This is a genomic window from Exiguobacterium profundum, from assembly GCF_042652865.1.
GTDB lineage: Bacteria > Bacillota > Bacilli > Exiguobacteriales > Exiguobacteriaceae > Exiguobacterium > Exiguobacterium profundum.
In genome coordinates this window covers 460,801-475,211 of record NZ_JBHSHG010000001.1, presented here as the reverse complement: position 1 = coordinate 475,211, position 14,411 = coordinate 460,801, and the positions used below count along the sequence as shown (strand labels likewise).

Genomic DNA, 14,411 nt, shown 5'->3' with positions numbered 1-14,411 from the left:
TCACTCCTCAGACATCCAAGTACGAAGCAGTTTAGCAAACTCTTCTGGATTACTTTCAGCTAATTTTTCTAACTGTTTCTTCTTCACTGCACCTTCGCCTCGCTCTTCGAGGTCTAGGTCAGGTACTTCATCTTCATATGGAACTTCCCATTCGTTCGTCTCTTCCACAACCTCTTGCTTCCGTCTACGCATCGCGAAGAAGATCAAGGCAAGAATTACGACTGCACCCGCCGCTGCCGCATACATCCACCAAGGTGTCGGTTGCTCTGTTGCTGCAACCTCTTCCACTTCAGCGAACGGTCTCGACACGACGACAACTTTCTGTTCGAGTTCAGCATCCGTGATGGCTTCATCCGTCTTCGCTAACGACGTCCGAATAATGGAATACATCATCGTCTCGAGGTCGCCTTCTAACTGCGGATCGATACTTGTTGCGCCATCTGGTGGTTCAACGATGAGCTGGACTCCGAGGTCACGAATCGTATATGGTGCGTTTTGAATCTGCTTCGTGATGCGGTTGACCTCGTAATTGATGATTTCATGATTCTTTTCACTTTCTTCTGTGCCATCGCCAGTCGCTGCCGGGAAGTTGATTGTGTCGTTCTCACCAGTTCCCGTCGCTTCTGTCGCCGTACCTGTTCCGCCAGTGTATGCTTCAGCAATCCGCTCGGCAGACGTGACGATGCCTTCCATGTTTTCTTCATCGACCAGCGTGACAAGATTCTGTTCTTCAGCCGTTTGTGTCGTGTCGATGTCTGCTGTGACGGAAACGAGTACGCTCCGTTCGCCGAGTAGAACCGATAGCATCTGTTGGATTTGTTGACGTACGTCTTTTTCGACTTGTCGCTTCAACGCCAATGGATCTGACGAGGAACCTCCAGCAACAACGGTCTGGTCGAGATCATAATACGTGAAGTATTGGTCCATAATTGAAATGTTTTCCGGTTTCAAGTTCGGGACACTCTTACTAATCAAATGATAGAGACCTTTTACTGTGTTTGGTTCTAAATTCGTCCCCGCTCCGATGTTCAAGACGATGGACGCGGTAGGCTCACCTTGATCTTCTGCCAAGAAGACAGACTTCTCAGGAAGTGAGATGATTACTTTCGCTTGATTGATTCCTTCAATCTGTGTGATGAGTCGCTCTAGCTCCGTCTGCATCGCACTACGTTCGATGACAGCCATCTCACGGTCTGTCGTTCCGAACCCTGCGTTTTCGCTGAAGAAACTATAATCAATCGAGCCGGACTTTGGAATTCCGGCAGCAGCCAAACTCACTTTCAACTGATCGACCATTTCAGTCGGCACATACACGCTCACACCGTTCGAAGTCGCCTTGATTTCCGACTGTACCCCGTCTGCTGTCAACTTCTCTGTCACTTCGCCCGCTTCTTGAGCAGACAAGTTTGTATAGAGAGGTGCCATGTTTGGCCTTGAAAGGAAGAATGTGAGTACGAGGGCCGCGATTAGTATGACCGCGATCGAGATGCCCCATACGAGTTTACGTTTCGCTGGCATCGCCTTTAATGCACCGGTCATGGATTTGAATCGTTCTTTTAATTGTTCATTCATCGCAACTTGTCATCCTCTACAATTAAACTTGCATTCGCATCATTTCTTGATAGGCCTCAACAGCCTTGTTCCTCACCTCGATGGCAAGTTGCATCGCAATCGACGACTCTTCACTTTGAATCATCACCTGATGAAGGTCAGCTTTCCCGACCGCCAAATCTTTACGGGCTTGACTAGTCGCTTGTTGTGTCTCATTCAATGCGTTCATCGCTTCATTCAAGTATGACCCAAATTGAGATGGGTTCGTTTTATTCAGTGATGGCGTGAGTTCTGGGCTCATCAATTGAATTGGATTAATTTGCATCCGTTAACACTCCTTATCCTTTACCAATCTCCATCGCTTTTACGAGCATCGCCTTCGAGGCGTTCATCGCTGCAATGTTTGCTTCGTACGAACGAGTCGCACCCATCAAATCGACCATTTCTTTCAAGAGATCGACGTTCGGCATTTGTACGTACCCTCGCTCATCCGCATCGGGATGATTCGGGTTATAAGCCAATTTATACGGTGCATCGTCTTCGATGATTTGAGATACTTGCACCCCTCCATTAACGGCATCCATTTGCTTCCGGAATGGCGCTTCTTGCAACACGGTCATCTTTCGTGTGTATGGTTGCCACTCTCCGTCCACGAGTCTCCCGCGAGTCGTCTGAGCGTTGGCGATGTTCGCCGACACGGTATCCATTCGTAGCCGTTGTGACGTCAACGCTGAAGCTGAAATATGAAAACTATCAAACATTCCCATTGATTAACGACCTCCCCGAATAACAGATTTTAATCCCCCGAGCCTACGATTCAATTGCTCCATCATCGCCTCATACTGGAGTTGGTTTCGTGCCAGCTCACTCATTTCATAATCCAAGTCGACGTTGTTGCCATCACTCCTCATGGCGCCACCAGCTCGATCGATGACCTTCGACTGGGTCGAGTCACTCGGACGACCACCTTGCAGCTTGAGTCGCATCTCACTCTGAAGCGTCTGCTCAAACACAGCCTGTTTGGCTTTGAAATTCGGCGTATCAATGTTTGAAAGGTTATGACTGATGACCTTTTGGTTAAGGACTGAATGGTTGATGGCTTGCTTTAGTAATTGATAGTCACTACCAATCCAATTCACGGCGTTCACTCACTTTCATATAATGACTACTAAATATACCTCATTTGGAAAATCTACTATTTCATTGAAACAAATCTGTAACAGTTCTGAAAGATATTTTTTAAAACATAGGTAAATGGCTTAATATCTTTTTGTCGAAATCACGTCAAAAGGTGAAAATAATTACTTTTGTACTAAAAAAAACCGCCTCCTTATCAAGGAAAGCGGTTTTTTAGGAATAAAGTCCCTTTTAAAAGTGTTTTCAATGGAAATTACACATCGAAAGTTGTATTTCAGTTTGATTTCAGTTTTTGCAATTCAAACAAGAAGTTGTCATTTAATATCTTGATATACGTTCCTTTCATTCCTAAAGAACGTGATTCAATGACCCCTGCACTTTCTAATTTCCGAAGTGCGTTGACGATGACCGAACGCGTGATTCCCACTCTGTCGGCAATTTTGGAAGCAACTAGCAATCCTTCGTTTCCACCAAGCTCTTCGAAGATATGTTCGATTGCCTCAAGCTCTGAATACGATAACGAGTTAATCGCCATCTGGACGACTGCTTTCTTACGTGCCGACGTTTCGGCTTCCGCAGCCTTCTCACGAAGGATCTCCATTCCAACTACAGTTGCAGAGTACTCCGCGAGAACGAGGTCATCTTCTGTGAATTCATTCGCCAATCGACCGAGTACGAGCGTACCTAAACGTTCTCCTCCACCGATGATTGGAACAATCGTCGTCATGGAGTTGAGGAATAGATCGTGGTTCTCGACTGGGAACGCTGTATATTCACTATCGATATCGATGTTCGCTGTCGTTTCTTTCACATTGAACAAGTTCGAAGCATATGGCTCCGGGAACTGTCGATCGACTAAGAATGCTTTCATCCGGTCATTCTCAATCTGTTGTTTGATTGCAAAACCGAGAAGTCGTCCCCGACGACTCACGATAAACGTGTTGGACTCAAGGACTTCACGCATTTTGTCCGCCATTTCTTTAAAGTCAACGTGCGCACTTGCCTCTTGTTGAAGCATTGTGTTTAATTGGCGTGTTTTTTCTAGTAAGTTCATATTCTCTATTTCCTCCCTGTATGTGCATACAGAATCTTATAATATATATTGGCTCAAATCACGATCGTCGGCGATGGAACCGACTTTTGCTTGTACGTAAGCTGGTGTGATTTCTACGGTTGTTTGTGGCATATCTGCCGCTTCAAATGATAAATCTTCTAAAACGCGCTCCATTATAGTATAGAGGCGACGTGCACCGATGTCATCGGTCTCACGATTGACATGTGTCGCAATTTTCGCAATTTCTTCAATGGCCTCATGCGTGAAACGGACCGTGATTTCTTCAGATTCTAACAAGGCCGTATATTGTTTAATGAGTGCCTGTGACGGTTCCGTCAAAATCTTGACGAAGTCTTCTTCCGTCAAGCTGCTCAATTCAACACGAATTGGGAAGCGTCCTTGTAGCTCTGGAATCAGGTCAGACGGCTTAGCCATATGGAATGCACCGGCCGCGATGAAAAGAACATGATCCGTTTTAACCGGTCCATACTTCGTGACGACCGTAGATCCTTCTACAATCGGAAGAATGTCACGCTGCACCCCTTCACGGGATACTCCGGCGTGATCTTGTGATTTTGTGGCGATCTTATCGATTTCATCCACGAAGATGATACCCATCTGTTCACTGCGCCGCACGGCTTCATCGTGGACTTCGTTCAAGTCCAGCAAGTTCTCTGCTTCTTCAGCAATGAGAAGCGGTCTTGCTTCACGAACCGTCAGCTTACGTTGTTTCCGTTTCTTTGGAACGATTTGACCGAGCATATCCTGAAGATTCGACAAACCTTCCATCCCTTGACCTTGAAACAAATCCATCGTCTGCTTTTCTTCTAATTCCACTTCAATCACGCGTTCTTCGAGTTCACCGAGTTCGAGCAAGCGTCGAAGTTGCGAACGGTCATTATTGGATGTGTCCGACGTGGTTTCTGGCTGTTGTGTCTGTCCGCCGAACAACGCCTCGAACGGATTCGATGCAGTAGGTGTCGCTTTTGCTTTTCCTTGTAGCGCATCTAAAAGGCGTTCCGTCGCCGCACGTTCCGCTGGCTCCTTCACATCTTCTTTTTTCTCTTCTTTGACAAGACGAACCGATGCCTCAACGAGATCACGTACCATCGATTCAACGTCACGACCGACGTAACCAACTTCCGTAAATTTCGTTGCTTCTACCTTCACAAACGGTGCACCGACAAGCTTAGCTAACCGTCGAGCAATTTCGGTCTTTCCGACCCCGGTCGGTCCGATCATCAAAATATTTTTTGGTGTAACCTCATCGCGAAGGTCTGCACTTAACTTTTGACGACGATAGCGATTTCGTAGAGCAATCGAAACTGCTCGCTTGGCATCCTTTTGTCCGATTACAAAACGGTCTAACTCCGTTACGATTTGTCTAGGTGTCAACTCTCGGTTCATTCAGCAGCGCCTCCAATCGTTTCTACAATGACTTGATCATTTGTATACACGCAAAGCTCACCAGCGATTTCAAGAGCGGCACGCGCGATTTCTTCAGCAGACTTTTCAGCAGAATGGCGTACGAGTGCGCGACCTGCCGCTAAGGCATAGTTCCCACCGGATCCGATTGCAAGAATTCCATCGTCCGGCTCAATCACTTCTCCATTCCCAGAGACGAGCAAAAGATGATCGGCATCCATCACAATCAATAGTGCCTCGAGTTGACGCAACATCTTATCCCCACGCCATTCTTTCGCAAGTTCTACCGCTGCTCGCGGCAAGTTACCGTTATACATTTCAAGTTTCGATTCAAACTTTTCAAACAATGTGAAAGCATCGGCTACGCTACCTGCAAAACCGGCAACGACTTTCCCGCCATAAAGGCGTCTGACTTTCTTCGCCTTGTTTTTCATGATGACGGCATTCCCGAATGTGACTTGGCCATCTCCACTCATCGCACATTGGCCATTGTGTCGAACTGCAAAAATCGTTGTTGCATGAAACATATCGTAACCTCCTACTTTCTTGGATGTGTCGCTTGATAAATCGACCGAAGTCGTTCGGTCGATACATGGGTATACCGCCCGGTCGTCGACAAGGACTCATGCCCAAGCAACTCTTGGACGGCACGCAAGTCCGCTCCCCGTTCTAACAAGTCCGTCGCAAAGCTGTGTCGCAACGAGTGCGGGGTAAGTGGTTTATGTACCCCACTGTCTTTTCTCAAACGTTTCATGACATAGCGGATTTGGTCTGTTGTCATCCGATTCCCTTTTTGACTCAAAAATAATGCGGTTTCTGTCGGGAGCCCGACACCTTTGCGTAATTCGATATAACGCTGCAAAGCATGTACGGCATATTGTCCGATCGGGACATATCGTTCTTTCTTCCCTTTTCCCATCACATGGACAAAGGATAAAACCTCATCGAACGAGGAAAGGTTCATCCCACACAGTTCAGCGACGCGGATTCCCGTCCCATAGAGCACTTCTACGATGGCGACGTCCCTCGCCTGTAAAAAAGGATCTTCCTGCCTCGAGGCAGCCTCCAACAGTTGCTCGACTTCCGTCGGGACGGCAAAGGTCGGCAAGGACTGTCTCTTTTTCGGTGAGGTCAGGTCGTGGAACAACGGTTCTCCACCTTGTTCTCTTGCCATAAACTTCCCGAATTGCTTGAAACAAGATACTTTTTGGGACACCGTAGACGCGGCCAATTGTTTCTCATAAAGGACATATAAATAACGCCGCGCCGTCTGAGCATCGTAGGGATCTTGATGCGTCGATTGGCAATATGCGGCGTACTGGTCGAGCGTTTGCTCGTAAGAGCGTTTCGTATGAGGAGACAGTCGACGTTCAATTTGGCAGTAGCGTAAAAAGGATTGTCGATCCTCTAAAAATCCCATTTTATCGCCTCCTCGATGACTCGTAAAAACGCATGTTCTCGTCAAATCGAAATTAGCATAGCATACAGAATGTAAGGTGACAATAGATAGCCGTTCAATAATCTGAAAATTTTCAAAGTATGAAACAAAATACACAATTGAAATTTTACTTCAAAACAAAAGAGCCAAAAAATGGCTCTCCTGTTCAAAGATCTTTATACTGTTGTATCGTTTCTAACGCACGGTTCGCGTAACGCTCGTACCGTTCTTGTTTCTTCATCTTTTTCGGAGCGTCTTCTAGTGATGGCACCAATCCGAAGTTTGCATTCATCGGTTGGAAGTGCTTCCCGTCGGCTGTCGTGATATAATGCGCCATCGAACCAAGCATCGTCTCACGCGGGAGAACGACGAGTTCTTCACCTGCGATCATCTTCGCCGCATTGATCCCAGCTAGAAGCCCGGACGCTGCCGACTCCACATATCCTTCTACCCCTGTCATCTGACCGGCGAAGAAGAGCGTGTCACGTGTACGCGCCTGATACGTCGGCTTGAGTAAGCTCGGTGAGTTGATGAACGTGTTACGGTGCATGACACCATAACGGACGATGTCCGCATTCTCGAGTCCCGGGATGAGACGGATGATGCGCTTCTGTTCGCCCCACTTCAAATGTGTTTGGAAGCCTACCAAGTTATACAGTGTGCCCGCCGAGTTGTCTTGACGAAGCTGAACGACGGCATATGGACGTTTTCCTGTCTTCGGGTCTTCTAATCCGACCGGCTTCATCGGTCCGAAAAGAAGCGTCTTTTTCCCACGCTCGGCCATGACTTCAAACGGCATGCATCCTTCAAAGTAAATCTCTTTTTCAAACTCTTTTAGCGGAACGACTTCTGCCTTGATCAGCTCTTCGTAAAACACGTCAAACTCTTCTTCTGTCATCGGACAGTTCAAGTAAGCGGCTTCACCTTTGTCGTAACGCGACTTCAAATAGACTTTATCCCGATCAATCGTATCACCATCTAGAATTGGTGCTGCCGCGTCATAGAAGTAGAGATAATCTTCTCCTGTGAACGCCTTGAGTGATGCAGAAAGGTCAGGGGAGGTCAAAGGGCCAGTCGCCACGATGACGATCCCTTCAGGAATCTCTTTGAGCTCTTCGTTGTGCACTGTGACATTCTCGTGGTTCTTTAGCTTCTCGGTGATGAATCCGGCAAACTCATGACGATCGACGGCAAGGGCACCCCCAGCAGGTACACTTGCCGTGTCCGCCGCCTTTAAGATGAGCGAGTCAAGCGTACGCATTTCTTCTTTCAAGACACCTACGGCATTTTGAAGACCGTTCGCACGTAGCGAGTTCGAACAGACGAGTTCTGCAAATTGATCCGTGTGGTGCGCCGGTGTTTGACGAACCGGTCTCATTTCATACAAATCTACTTGAATACCGCGCTTAGCGAGTTGCCAAGCCGCTTCGGAGCCGGCCAATCCAGCTCCGATTACAGTTACACGTTGTTGCAACATTAATCCTCCTCTTGCTGATGTACCTCGGTGTGGGTACAGTTCGTACATTGATATTTCACGCCGTCTTTAATTTTTTTCTCGACCATCAAACTGTCGCATACTGGACACGGTTTCGCAACCGGTTTATCCCATGAGACGAATTCACATTCCGGATAGTTCGAGCAACCATAGAAGAGACGACCTTTTTTACTACGACGTTCTACGATTTGTCCATCCTTACAGTTCGGACACGGGACACCGATTTCGACTTGTACCGGTTTCGTGTTCGTACAGTTCGGGAAGTTCGAGCACGCCATGAACTTGCCGTAGCGTCCCATCTTGATGACCATTGGTGACCCACAGACTTCACAATCAATTCCGGCAGGTTCATCTTTCACTTCGATTTTCTCGATTTCTTCTTCAGCACGCTTCAATCGTTTCTCGAAAGAACGATAAATCGGAGCGACGACTTCCGTCCACTCGACTTCCTTATGCTCGATCGAATCAAGAAGGGTCTCCATGTCGGCAGTGAACTGGACCGTGATGAAGTCGTTGAAATACTCATCAATCATCTCGATGACGAGTTCTCCAAGTTCAGTCGGTAAAAACTTTTTCTCTTCGAGAACGACATAACCGCGTCGTTGGATCGTGTCGAGTGTCGGCGCGTACGTCGACGGACGACCAATCCCGAGTTCTTCCATCGCTCGAACGAGTCGCGCCTCTGTATAACGAGGTGGCGGTTGTGTGAAGTGTTGTTTCGGCTCAATCGTTTCAAACGTCACGGTATCATCCACTTCGAGAGGTGGCAATAATCCTTCCTTCTCTTGGTTCGTGTCCTCGATGTCATCGTCTTTCGACTCGATATACACTTTCATGAAACCAGGGAATTTGACTGTCGACCCGTTCGCACGGAAAATCATCCCGTTCGACTCGACGTCGATTTTGACCGTATCAAGAACGGCTGGCGCCATTTGGCTCGCAATCAATCGTTCCCAAATCAACTTATACAGTCGCAACTGGTCACGTGACAGATATGGCTTCAAGGAAGCTGGGTCGCGCAATGCTGAAGTCGGACGAATCGCTTCGTGCGCGTCTTGGGTATTCGCTGATTTCTTTTCTTTTTGTTTCTGTGAGGCGACATACTCTTCACCGAATGTCGATTCGATATATTCCTTCGCCTCCGTCTTCGCCAAATCAGAGATACGTGTCGAGTCGGTACGCATATACGTAATCAAACCGACTGTACCCTCTTTTTTACCGAGATCGATTCCTTCATATAATTGCTGCGCGAGCATCATTGTCTTCTTCGCACGGAAATTCAATTTACGGGCAGCATCCTGCTGCAATGAACTTGTCGTGAACGGTAGCGAAGCGTTCCGCTTCCGTTCTTTCTTCGTTACATCAATGACTTTAAACGTATCATCGATGGTATCGAGGACAGATTGCGCGTCTTCTTCAGACTTCAATTCCATCTTCTTCCCATCTTTTCCGTAAAATGAAGTCTCGAACGTTTCCCCATCATGATTTAAATCAAGTTTAATCGTCCAATACTCTTCCGGGTCGAACGCGTTAATTTCGCGCTCACGGTCGATAATCATCTTCACGGCTACCGATTGAACTCGCCCTGCAGACAATCCTTTTTTGACTTTCTTCCATAATAATGGGCTCATCCCGTATCCGACAAGACGATCTAAAATACGTCGGGCTTGTTGTGCATCGACGAGATCGTGATTGATCTTACGTGGATGTTTAAACGATTCTTTAATCGCATCTTTCGTGATTTCGTTAAAGACGACACGACATTCTGTCGTTTCATCGACACCGAGTGCGCGTGCTAAATGCCAAGCAATCGCTTCCCCTTCTCTATCGGGGTCGGCCGCGAGAAAGATTTTTGTCGCTTTTTTCGCTGCTGTCTTCAATTCTTTCAATACCGGTCCTTTACCACGGATGGTAATATACTTCGGTTCAAAGTCGTGTTCGACGTCTACACCGAGTTGACTTTTAGGCAAGTCAATCACGTGCCCCATCGAAGCTTTGACCATATAATTCGGACCTAAATAACGTTTAATTGTTTTTGCTTTCGCAGGTGATTCGACGATCACCAGATATTTTGCCATACATCTGCTCCCCTTTTAGAGGTCATTTAAATCCCTACCATAATATTCATGTTCTCACTGGTTTGTCAACGTACAATCTTGAGATCTCGAATAATTTGATCGGAATTCGTCAATGGAATCGCACCTTCTTCAATCAACCGGTTCGGTCCCTCCGCGAGTGGATCAAGGGGTGAACCTGGCACCGCAAATACCGTTTTCCCTTGCTCTAGAGCATGTCCGACCGTATTCATCGTCCCACTCTTTCGTCTCGCCTGTATAACGACCAACGCATCGCCAAGACCACTGACCAAACGATTTCTTTCCAAAAATTGAAATTTTTGAATCGGCGTGTTTGGTACATATTCACTAAGTAAGACTCCCTCTTGTGGAATCTGTAAAAGCATGTCTCGGTTCGCCTCCGGATAGAGCCGGTTCAGTCCAGCTCCCAGTACCGCCACGGTCGGTCGACGAGCGCGAAGGGCATGGGCGTGGACGAGCCCGTCGATTCCGAGGGCGCCACCTGAAACAGATACAGTTTCTTCTATTAAAGAGTGATAGTGATTCACGAGCGATTGACTGATACGATTCAACTCACGACTTCCGACCATCGCAGTCGTTCTTTCTTGTAGTACCTCTAAATCTCCATGATAAAACAAGCAATATGGTGGGTTGGGGATGTCGAGTAACCGTTTCGGAAACAAGTCGTCTTCCCATGTGACGAAATGTTTATACGACTCCGATGCGTGCCAGGCTCGTTCAGCCCGTCTCCAGACATGTTCAGAAAATTGTGTGCGATGTGCTCCGAGTGTCCCGTTTAAATAATGATGCACAAACTCAACTGGCATTCGTGCTGCAGCAAACCGAGCTATTGTTTGATTCATCACAAACTCTCCTTTAAAAAAATGAGGGATGCAAGCATCCCTCAAGATTCTCATGTCGTCGGTTGACCCGTGACACATGCTTCGTATAATCCTTGCTGTTTCAAGACACGAATCAACGTTTCACCGATAACCGCTGGTGTTTCAGCGACTTCGATTCCATTCGCGTTCAATGTCTTGATCTTCTCAGCAGCCGTACCTTTACCACCTGAGATGATTGCGCCCGCATGTCCCATGCGCTTGCCTTCAGGAGCCGTCTGGCCGCCGATGAAACCGATGACTGGTTTCGTCATGTTGGCTTTTACCCATTCAGCTGCCTCTTCTTCAGCCGTTCCACCGATTTCCCCGATCATGATGACCGCTTTCGTGTCCTCATCTTCGTTGAACGCTTTAAGCGTATCGATGAAGTTCGTTCCGTTGACCGGGTCTCCCCCGATTCCAACAGCTGTCGATTGTCCGATACCTGCTGTCGTCAACTGATGAACCGCCTCATACGTGAGCGTCCCAGAACGTGATACGATTCCGACGTGCCCTTTCGTATGAATGTAGCCAGGCATGATGCCAAGTTTCGCTTCTCCAGGTGTGATGATACCAGGACAGTTCGGTCCGATTAAACGAGCCGGTTTGTCCTCGAGATAGCGCTTCACTTGAATCATGTCCACAACTGGGATTCCTTCTGTGATACAGATGATAAGCTCGATGCCGCTGTCTGCCGCTTCCATGATTGAATCCGCTGCGAAAGCAGGTGGAACATAGATGATCGATGCATTGGCACCAGTTGCTTCGACCGCTTCAGAGACGGTGTTGAAGACTGGAACGTTGTCGAGGACCGTCGTGCCACCTTTACCAGGTGTGACACCACCGACTAATTTCGTGTTATATGCGAGCATCTGTTCACCGTGGAACAGACCTTGCTTCCCTGTAATCCCTTGAATGATTACTTTCGTATCTTTATCCGCCCAAATACTCATGTCGTTTCCCCCTTATCGAACAAGTGCTGCGATTTTTTCTGCACCGTCAGCCATCGAGCTGGCCGTCGTGATCGCAAGTCCAGATTCATCGAGAATGCGCTTCCCGGCATCAACGTTCGTTCCTTCTAAGCGAACGACGAGTGGTAAGTCGAGTCCGATTTCTTTCGTCGCAGCGACAATCCCCTCTGCGATGATGTCACATTTCATGATCCCACCGAAAATGTTAACGAAGATCCCTTTGACCTGGTCATCAGACAAAATCAACTTGAATGCTTCTGTTACTTTTTCTTTCGTCGCACCGCCACCTACATCGAGGAAGTTAGCGGGTTCAGCGCCGTAATGTTTGATGATATCCATCGTTGCCATCGCAAGACCGGCACCGTTGACGAGACAACCGATGTTTCCGTCGAGTGCGATGTAGCTGAGGTCGTGTTTTGACGCTTCTACTTCACGTGGGTCTTCTTCCGTCGTATCACGAAGAGCAAGGACGTCCGAGTGACGATAGAGCGCGTTGCTATCGAAGTTCAACTTCGCATCGAGCGCAATGACGTTACCGTCTTTCGTCGTGACGAGCGGGTTGATTTCCGCGATTGTGCAATCTGTCTCGACGTACACTTTATACAGCTTCATGACCATGTCACTGAACTTATTGACAAGTTTCGTCGGGACTTCCATTTTGAATGCGAGACGACGCGCCTGGAATGGACGTAAGCCAACGACCGGGTCGACGATCTCTTTATGAATCTTCTCTGGTGTATGTTCAGCGACTTCTTCGATGTCCATTCCACCTTCAGATGAACCCATGATGACAATTCGGCCGATCGAACGGTCAAGCACGAGTCCTAAGTAAAATTCTTGGTCAATCGCAGAACCTTCTTCGATATAGAGACGCTGGACAACTTTTCCTTCCGGACCTGTTTGGTGTGTCACGAGCGTTTTCCCGAGAATCTCTGAAGCATATTGCTTCACTTCTTCATCTGTCTTCGCAAGTTTAACACCACCCGCTTTACCGCGGCCACCTGCGTGGATTTGAGCTTTTACTACCTTCACTTCACCTTCAAGCTTCGCAGCAGCTGCAACAGCTTCTTCAACAGTAAAGGCTGGATAACCCGTCGGAACGGCTACCCCAAACTCTCTTAACAATTCTTTCGCCTGATACTCATGGATATTCATATGTTTTCCCCCTTAGTCCCCTTTAATATCGGCACGTCTATTGTAACGAAAAACTGAAAGCGCTGTCTATCGTTCTTGCTTTAAGTTTTCATCTTTTTTTCACATATATCCCTAGACAAATCAAATTTTATCCTGTTCCATCTGATAAAGAAACACAAAAAGTTCCGCAATGACTTGATAGACGTCCTCTGGAATCTGCTCTTCAATGTTCAAGGCCGACAGTAACGAGAGGAGCGCTGGGTCTTCATGGATAGGAATGCCGTTCGCTAAAGCAACTTCAAGCATCCGCTCGGCCACGATACCCGTTCCTTTTGCTACGACATGGGGCGCATCCATCGACTGCTCATAGGAGAGCGCCATCGCTTTCTTCTGGTCTTTCATATTTGGAGGTCCACCTTTCCGAGCGGCGCAAACGTTGCCGGAACGTGTTCACGCTTCGCTTCATACGAAAATGAAGACAGTTCGAATGACACCTTTTTTAAACCTTCTTTCAAAAGTGGTTCGTATGTACGGACGTATGGAGCCAAATCGTGTTGCTCATTGAATACACGTACGGACACGTAACGCTTTTGGATCAACACATCAATCCCGGTCTCACCATATCGCGGCGTTTCAAGAAACAAGACGATCCGCGCATGATCCGAGTCCATCGTCTCTCGTTTCGGGGCCTCTAGACGAAGTTGAACGTTTTCAAACGGACCCAATTGCGGTATGTGAAATGCTTGAGCGACGAACGGTGGGCTTTGGCTCGCGTTGAACGCTTCCTGCGCACGCACGAACTGCTCGAACTTCGGCTCACCTTTCGCTTTGAATAGCTCCCCGACGAGCGCTTTTACATCCTGACCTGCGCCGCTTTCTAACGCGGTTTTGCCGGCCGCCTTCACGGAGTCCGGCGTCAGCATCGGTTCTCGCATCAGGCGTCCGAGCTGTTCTCCTAACGCCTGCAGAGGCGACTTGGCCGCCATGAGCGATTCTGTCGCTTGCGTGACGACCTTCAAGACGAGCTTCGGTTCAACGTCCGTGACGACCAGCTTATACGTGACGTTCTCTTTCACGTTCGCATTGACACCGACCCGGAAAATCCCTTGGGGTAGTTGCATAACCGCCTCGTTGCCAGGTAAGAGCTGCAATACCTTTCCGACGACTGTGTTCCCTAGTAATAGCGGGCGTGACGTCTGTTCCGTCACTTTGAACGGCATCACCCCTTGATGATCGATCCGCAACGCGACCAC

Annotated in this window: 15 protein-coding genes; all 15 read right to left on the bottom strand. The window is 47.9% G+C overall.

Annotation, left to right across the window (positions count from 1 at the left end; translation table 11 throughout):
- On the bottom strand, positions 1–1,572 hold the full coding sequence (gene fliF / locus ACFO4U_RS02435; protein ID WP_215244046.1) for a flagellar basal-body MS-ring/collar protein FliF: 1,572 nt from the start codon (positions 1,570–1,572) through the stop codon (positions 1–3).
- A gap of 22 nt (positions 1,573–1,594) precedes the next feature.
- The gene (fliE, locus tag ACFO4U_RS02430) at positions 1,595–1,876 is read right to left on the bottom strand and encodes a flagellar hook-basal body complex protein FliE (protein ID WP_074037250.1); all 282 of its coding nucleotides are present in this window, start codon (positions 1,874–1,876) and stop codon (positions 1,595–1,597) included.
- A 13-nt stretch (positions 1,877–1,889) separates the two neighbouring features.
- The gene (flgC, locus tag ACFO4U_RS02425) at positions 1,890–2,318 is read right to left on the bottom strand and encodes a flagellar basal body rod protein FlgC (RefSeq protein WP_074037252.1); all 429 of its coding nucleotides are present in this window, start codon (positions 2,316–2,318) and stop codon (positions 1,890–1,892) included.
- Between the two features lie 3 nt (positions 2,319–2,321).
- A complete protein-coding gene (gene flgB, locus ACFO4U_RS02420; RefSeq protein WP_074037939.1) occupies positions 2,322–2,690 on the bottom strand; it encodes a flagellar basal body rod protein FlgB in 369 nt (122 codons plus the stop codon).
- Between the two features lie 272 nt (positions 2,691–2,962).
- Positions 2,963–3,742, bottom strand: coding sequence for a GTP-sensing pleiotropic transcriptional regulator CodY (codY, locus tag ACFO4U_RS02415; RefSeq protein WP_074037253.1), 780 nt, complete (start codon positions 3,740–3,742; stop codon positions 2,963–2,965).
- Positions 3,743–3,778: 36 nt separating this feature from the next.
- Positions 3,779–5,149 carry an ATP-dependent protease ATPase subunit HslU gene (gene hslU, locus ACFO4U_RS02410; protein WP_074037255.1) on the bottom strand — a complete coding sequence of 457 codons (1,371 nt, stop codon included), beginning with the start codon at positions 5,147–5,149 and terminating at the stop codon, positions 3,779–3,781.
- Positions 5,146–5,694 carry an ATP-dependent protease subunit HslV gene (gene hslV / locus ACFO4U_RS02405; protein ID WP_078146697.1) on the bottom strand — a complete coding sequence of 183 codons (549 nt, stop codon included), beginning with the start codon at positions 5,692–5,694 and terminating at the stop codon, positions 5,146–5,148. The genes hslU and hslV overlap by 4 nt, the downstream gene beginning before the upstream one ends.
- Positions 5,695–5,705: 11 nt before the next feature.
- Positions 5,706–6,587 carry a tyrosine-type recombinase/integrase gene (locus tag ACFO4U_RS02400; RefSeq protein WP_078146696.1) on the bottom strand — a complete coding sequence of 294 codons (882 nt, stop codon included), beginning with the start codon at positions 6,585–6,587 and terminating at the stop codon, positions 5,706–5,708.
- A 184-nt stretch (positions 6,588–6,771) separates the two neighbouring features.
- On the bottom strand, positions 6,772–8,082 hold the full coding sequence (trmFO, locus tag ACFO4U_RS02395; RefSeq protein ID WP_015881379.1) for an FADH(2)-oxidizing methylenetetrahydrofolate--tRNA-(uracil(54)-C(5))-methyltransferase TrmFO: 1,311 nt from the start codon (positions 8,080–8,082) through the stop codon (positions 6,772–6,774).
- Positions 8,082–10,178: a type I DNA topoisomerase gene (gene topA, locus ACFO4U_RS02390; protein ID WP_215244047.1), complete on the bottom strand. Its 2,097-nt coding sequence runs from the start codon at positions 10,176–10,178 to the stop codon at positions 8,082–8,084. Before topA ends, trmFO begins: the two co-directional genes overlap by 1 nt.
- Before the next feature lie 65 nt (positions 10,179–10,243).
- Positions 10,244–11,038 carry a DNA-processing protein DprA gene (dprA, locus tag ACFO4U_RS02385; RefSeq protein WP_074037261.1) on the bottom strand — a complete coding sequence of 265 codons (795 nt, stop codon included), beginning with the start codon at positions 11,036–11,038 and terminating at the stop codon, positions 10,244–10,246.
- Between the two features lie 50 nt (positions 11,039–11,088).
- On the bottom strand, positions 11,089–12,006 hold the full coding sequence (gene sucD / locus ACFO4U_RS02380) for a succinate--CoA ligase subunit alpha (RefSeq protein WP_015881376.1): 918 nt from the start codon (positions 12,004–12,006) through the stop codon (positions 11,089–11,091).
- Between the two features lie 12 nt (positions 12,007–12,018).
- A complete protein-coding gene (gene sucC, locus ACFO4U_RS02375) occupies positions 12,019–13,179 on the bottom strand; it encodes an ADP-forming succinate--CoA ligase subunit beta (protein ID WP_159562085.1) in 1,161 nt (386 codons plus the stop codon).
- 120 nt (positions 13,180–13,299) lie between these two features.
- Complete coding sequence (locus ACFO4U_RS02370; RefSeq protein WP_074037264.1) at positions 13,300–13,560, bottom strand: EscU/YscU/HrcU family type III secretion system export apparatus switch protein; 261 nt, start codon at positions 13,558–13,560, stop codon at positions 13,300–13,302.
- Positions 13,557–14,411, bottom strand: coding sequence for a hypothetical protein (locus ACFO4U_RS02365; protein WP_308162642.1), 855 nt, complete (start codon positions 14,409–14,411; stop codon positions 13,557–13,559). The genes ACFO4U_RS02370 and ACFO4U_RS02365 overlap by 4 nt, the downstream gene beginning before the upstream one ends.

Excerpts from the sequence above, each read along its gene's own strand:
- hslU (WP_074037255.1), bottom strand. The coding sequence starts at position 5,149 with ATGAACCGAGAGTTGACACCTAGACAAATCGTAACGGAGTTAGACCGT.
- sucC (WP_159562085.1), bottom strand. The coding sequence starts at position 13,179 with ATGAATATCCATGAGTATCAGGCGAAAGAATTGTTAAGAGAGTTTGGG.
- ACFO4U_RS02400 (WP_078146696.1), bottom strand. The coding sequence starts at position 6,587 with ATGGGATTTTTAGAGGATCGACAATCCTTTTTACGCTACTGCCAAATT.
- flgC (WP_074037252.1), bottom strand. The coding sequence starts at position 2,318 with ATGGGAATGTTTGATAGTTTTCATATTTCAGCTTCAGCGTTGACGTCA.
- topA (WP_215244047.1), bottom strand. The coding sequence starts at position 10,178 with ATGGCAAAATATCTGGTGATCGTCGAATCACCTGCGAAAGCAAAAACA.
- sucD (WP_015881376.1), bottom strand. The coding sequence starts at position 12,006 with ATGAGTATTTGGGCGGATAAAGATACGAAAGTAATCATTCAAGGGATT.
- fliE (WP_074037250.1), bottom strand. The coding sequence starts at position 1,876 with ATGCAAATTAATCCAATTCAATTGATGAGCCCAGAACTCACGCCATCA.
- codY (WP_074037253.1), bottom strand. The coding sequence starts at position 3,742 with ATGAACTTACTAGAAAAAACACGCCAATTAAACACAATGCTTCAACAA.
- dprA (WP_074037261.1), bottom strand. The coding sequence starts at position 11,038 with ATGAATCAAACAATAGCTCGGTTTGCTGCAGCACGAATGCCAGTTGAG.
- fliF (WP_215244046.1), bottom strand. The coding sequence starts at position 1,572 with ATGAATGAACAATTAAAAGAACGATTCAAATCCATGACCGGTGCATTA.
- ACFO4U_RS02370 (WP_074037264.1), bottom strand. The coding sequence starts at position 13,560 with ATGAAAGACCAGAAGAAAGCGATGGCGCTCTCCTATGAGCAGTCGATG.
- trmFO (WP_015881379.1), bottom strand. The coding sequence starts at position 8,082 with ATGTTGCAACAACGTGTAACTGTAATCGGAGCTGGATTGGCCGGCTCC.
- hslV (WP_078146697.1), bottom strand. The coding sequence starts at position 5,694 with ATGTTTCATGCAACAACGATTTTTGCAGTTCGACACAATGGCCAATGT.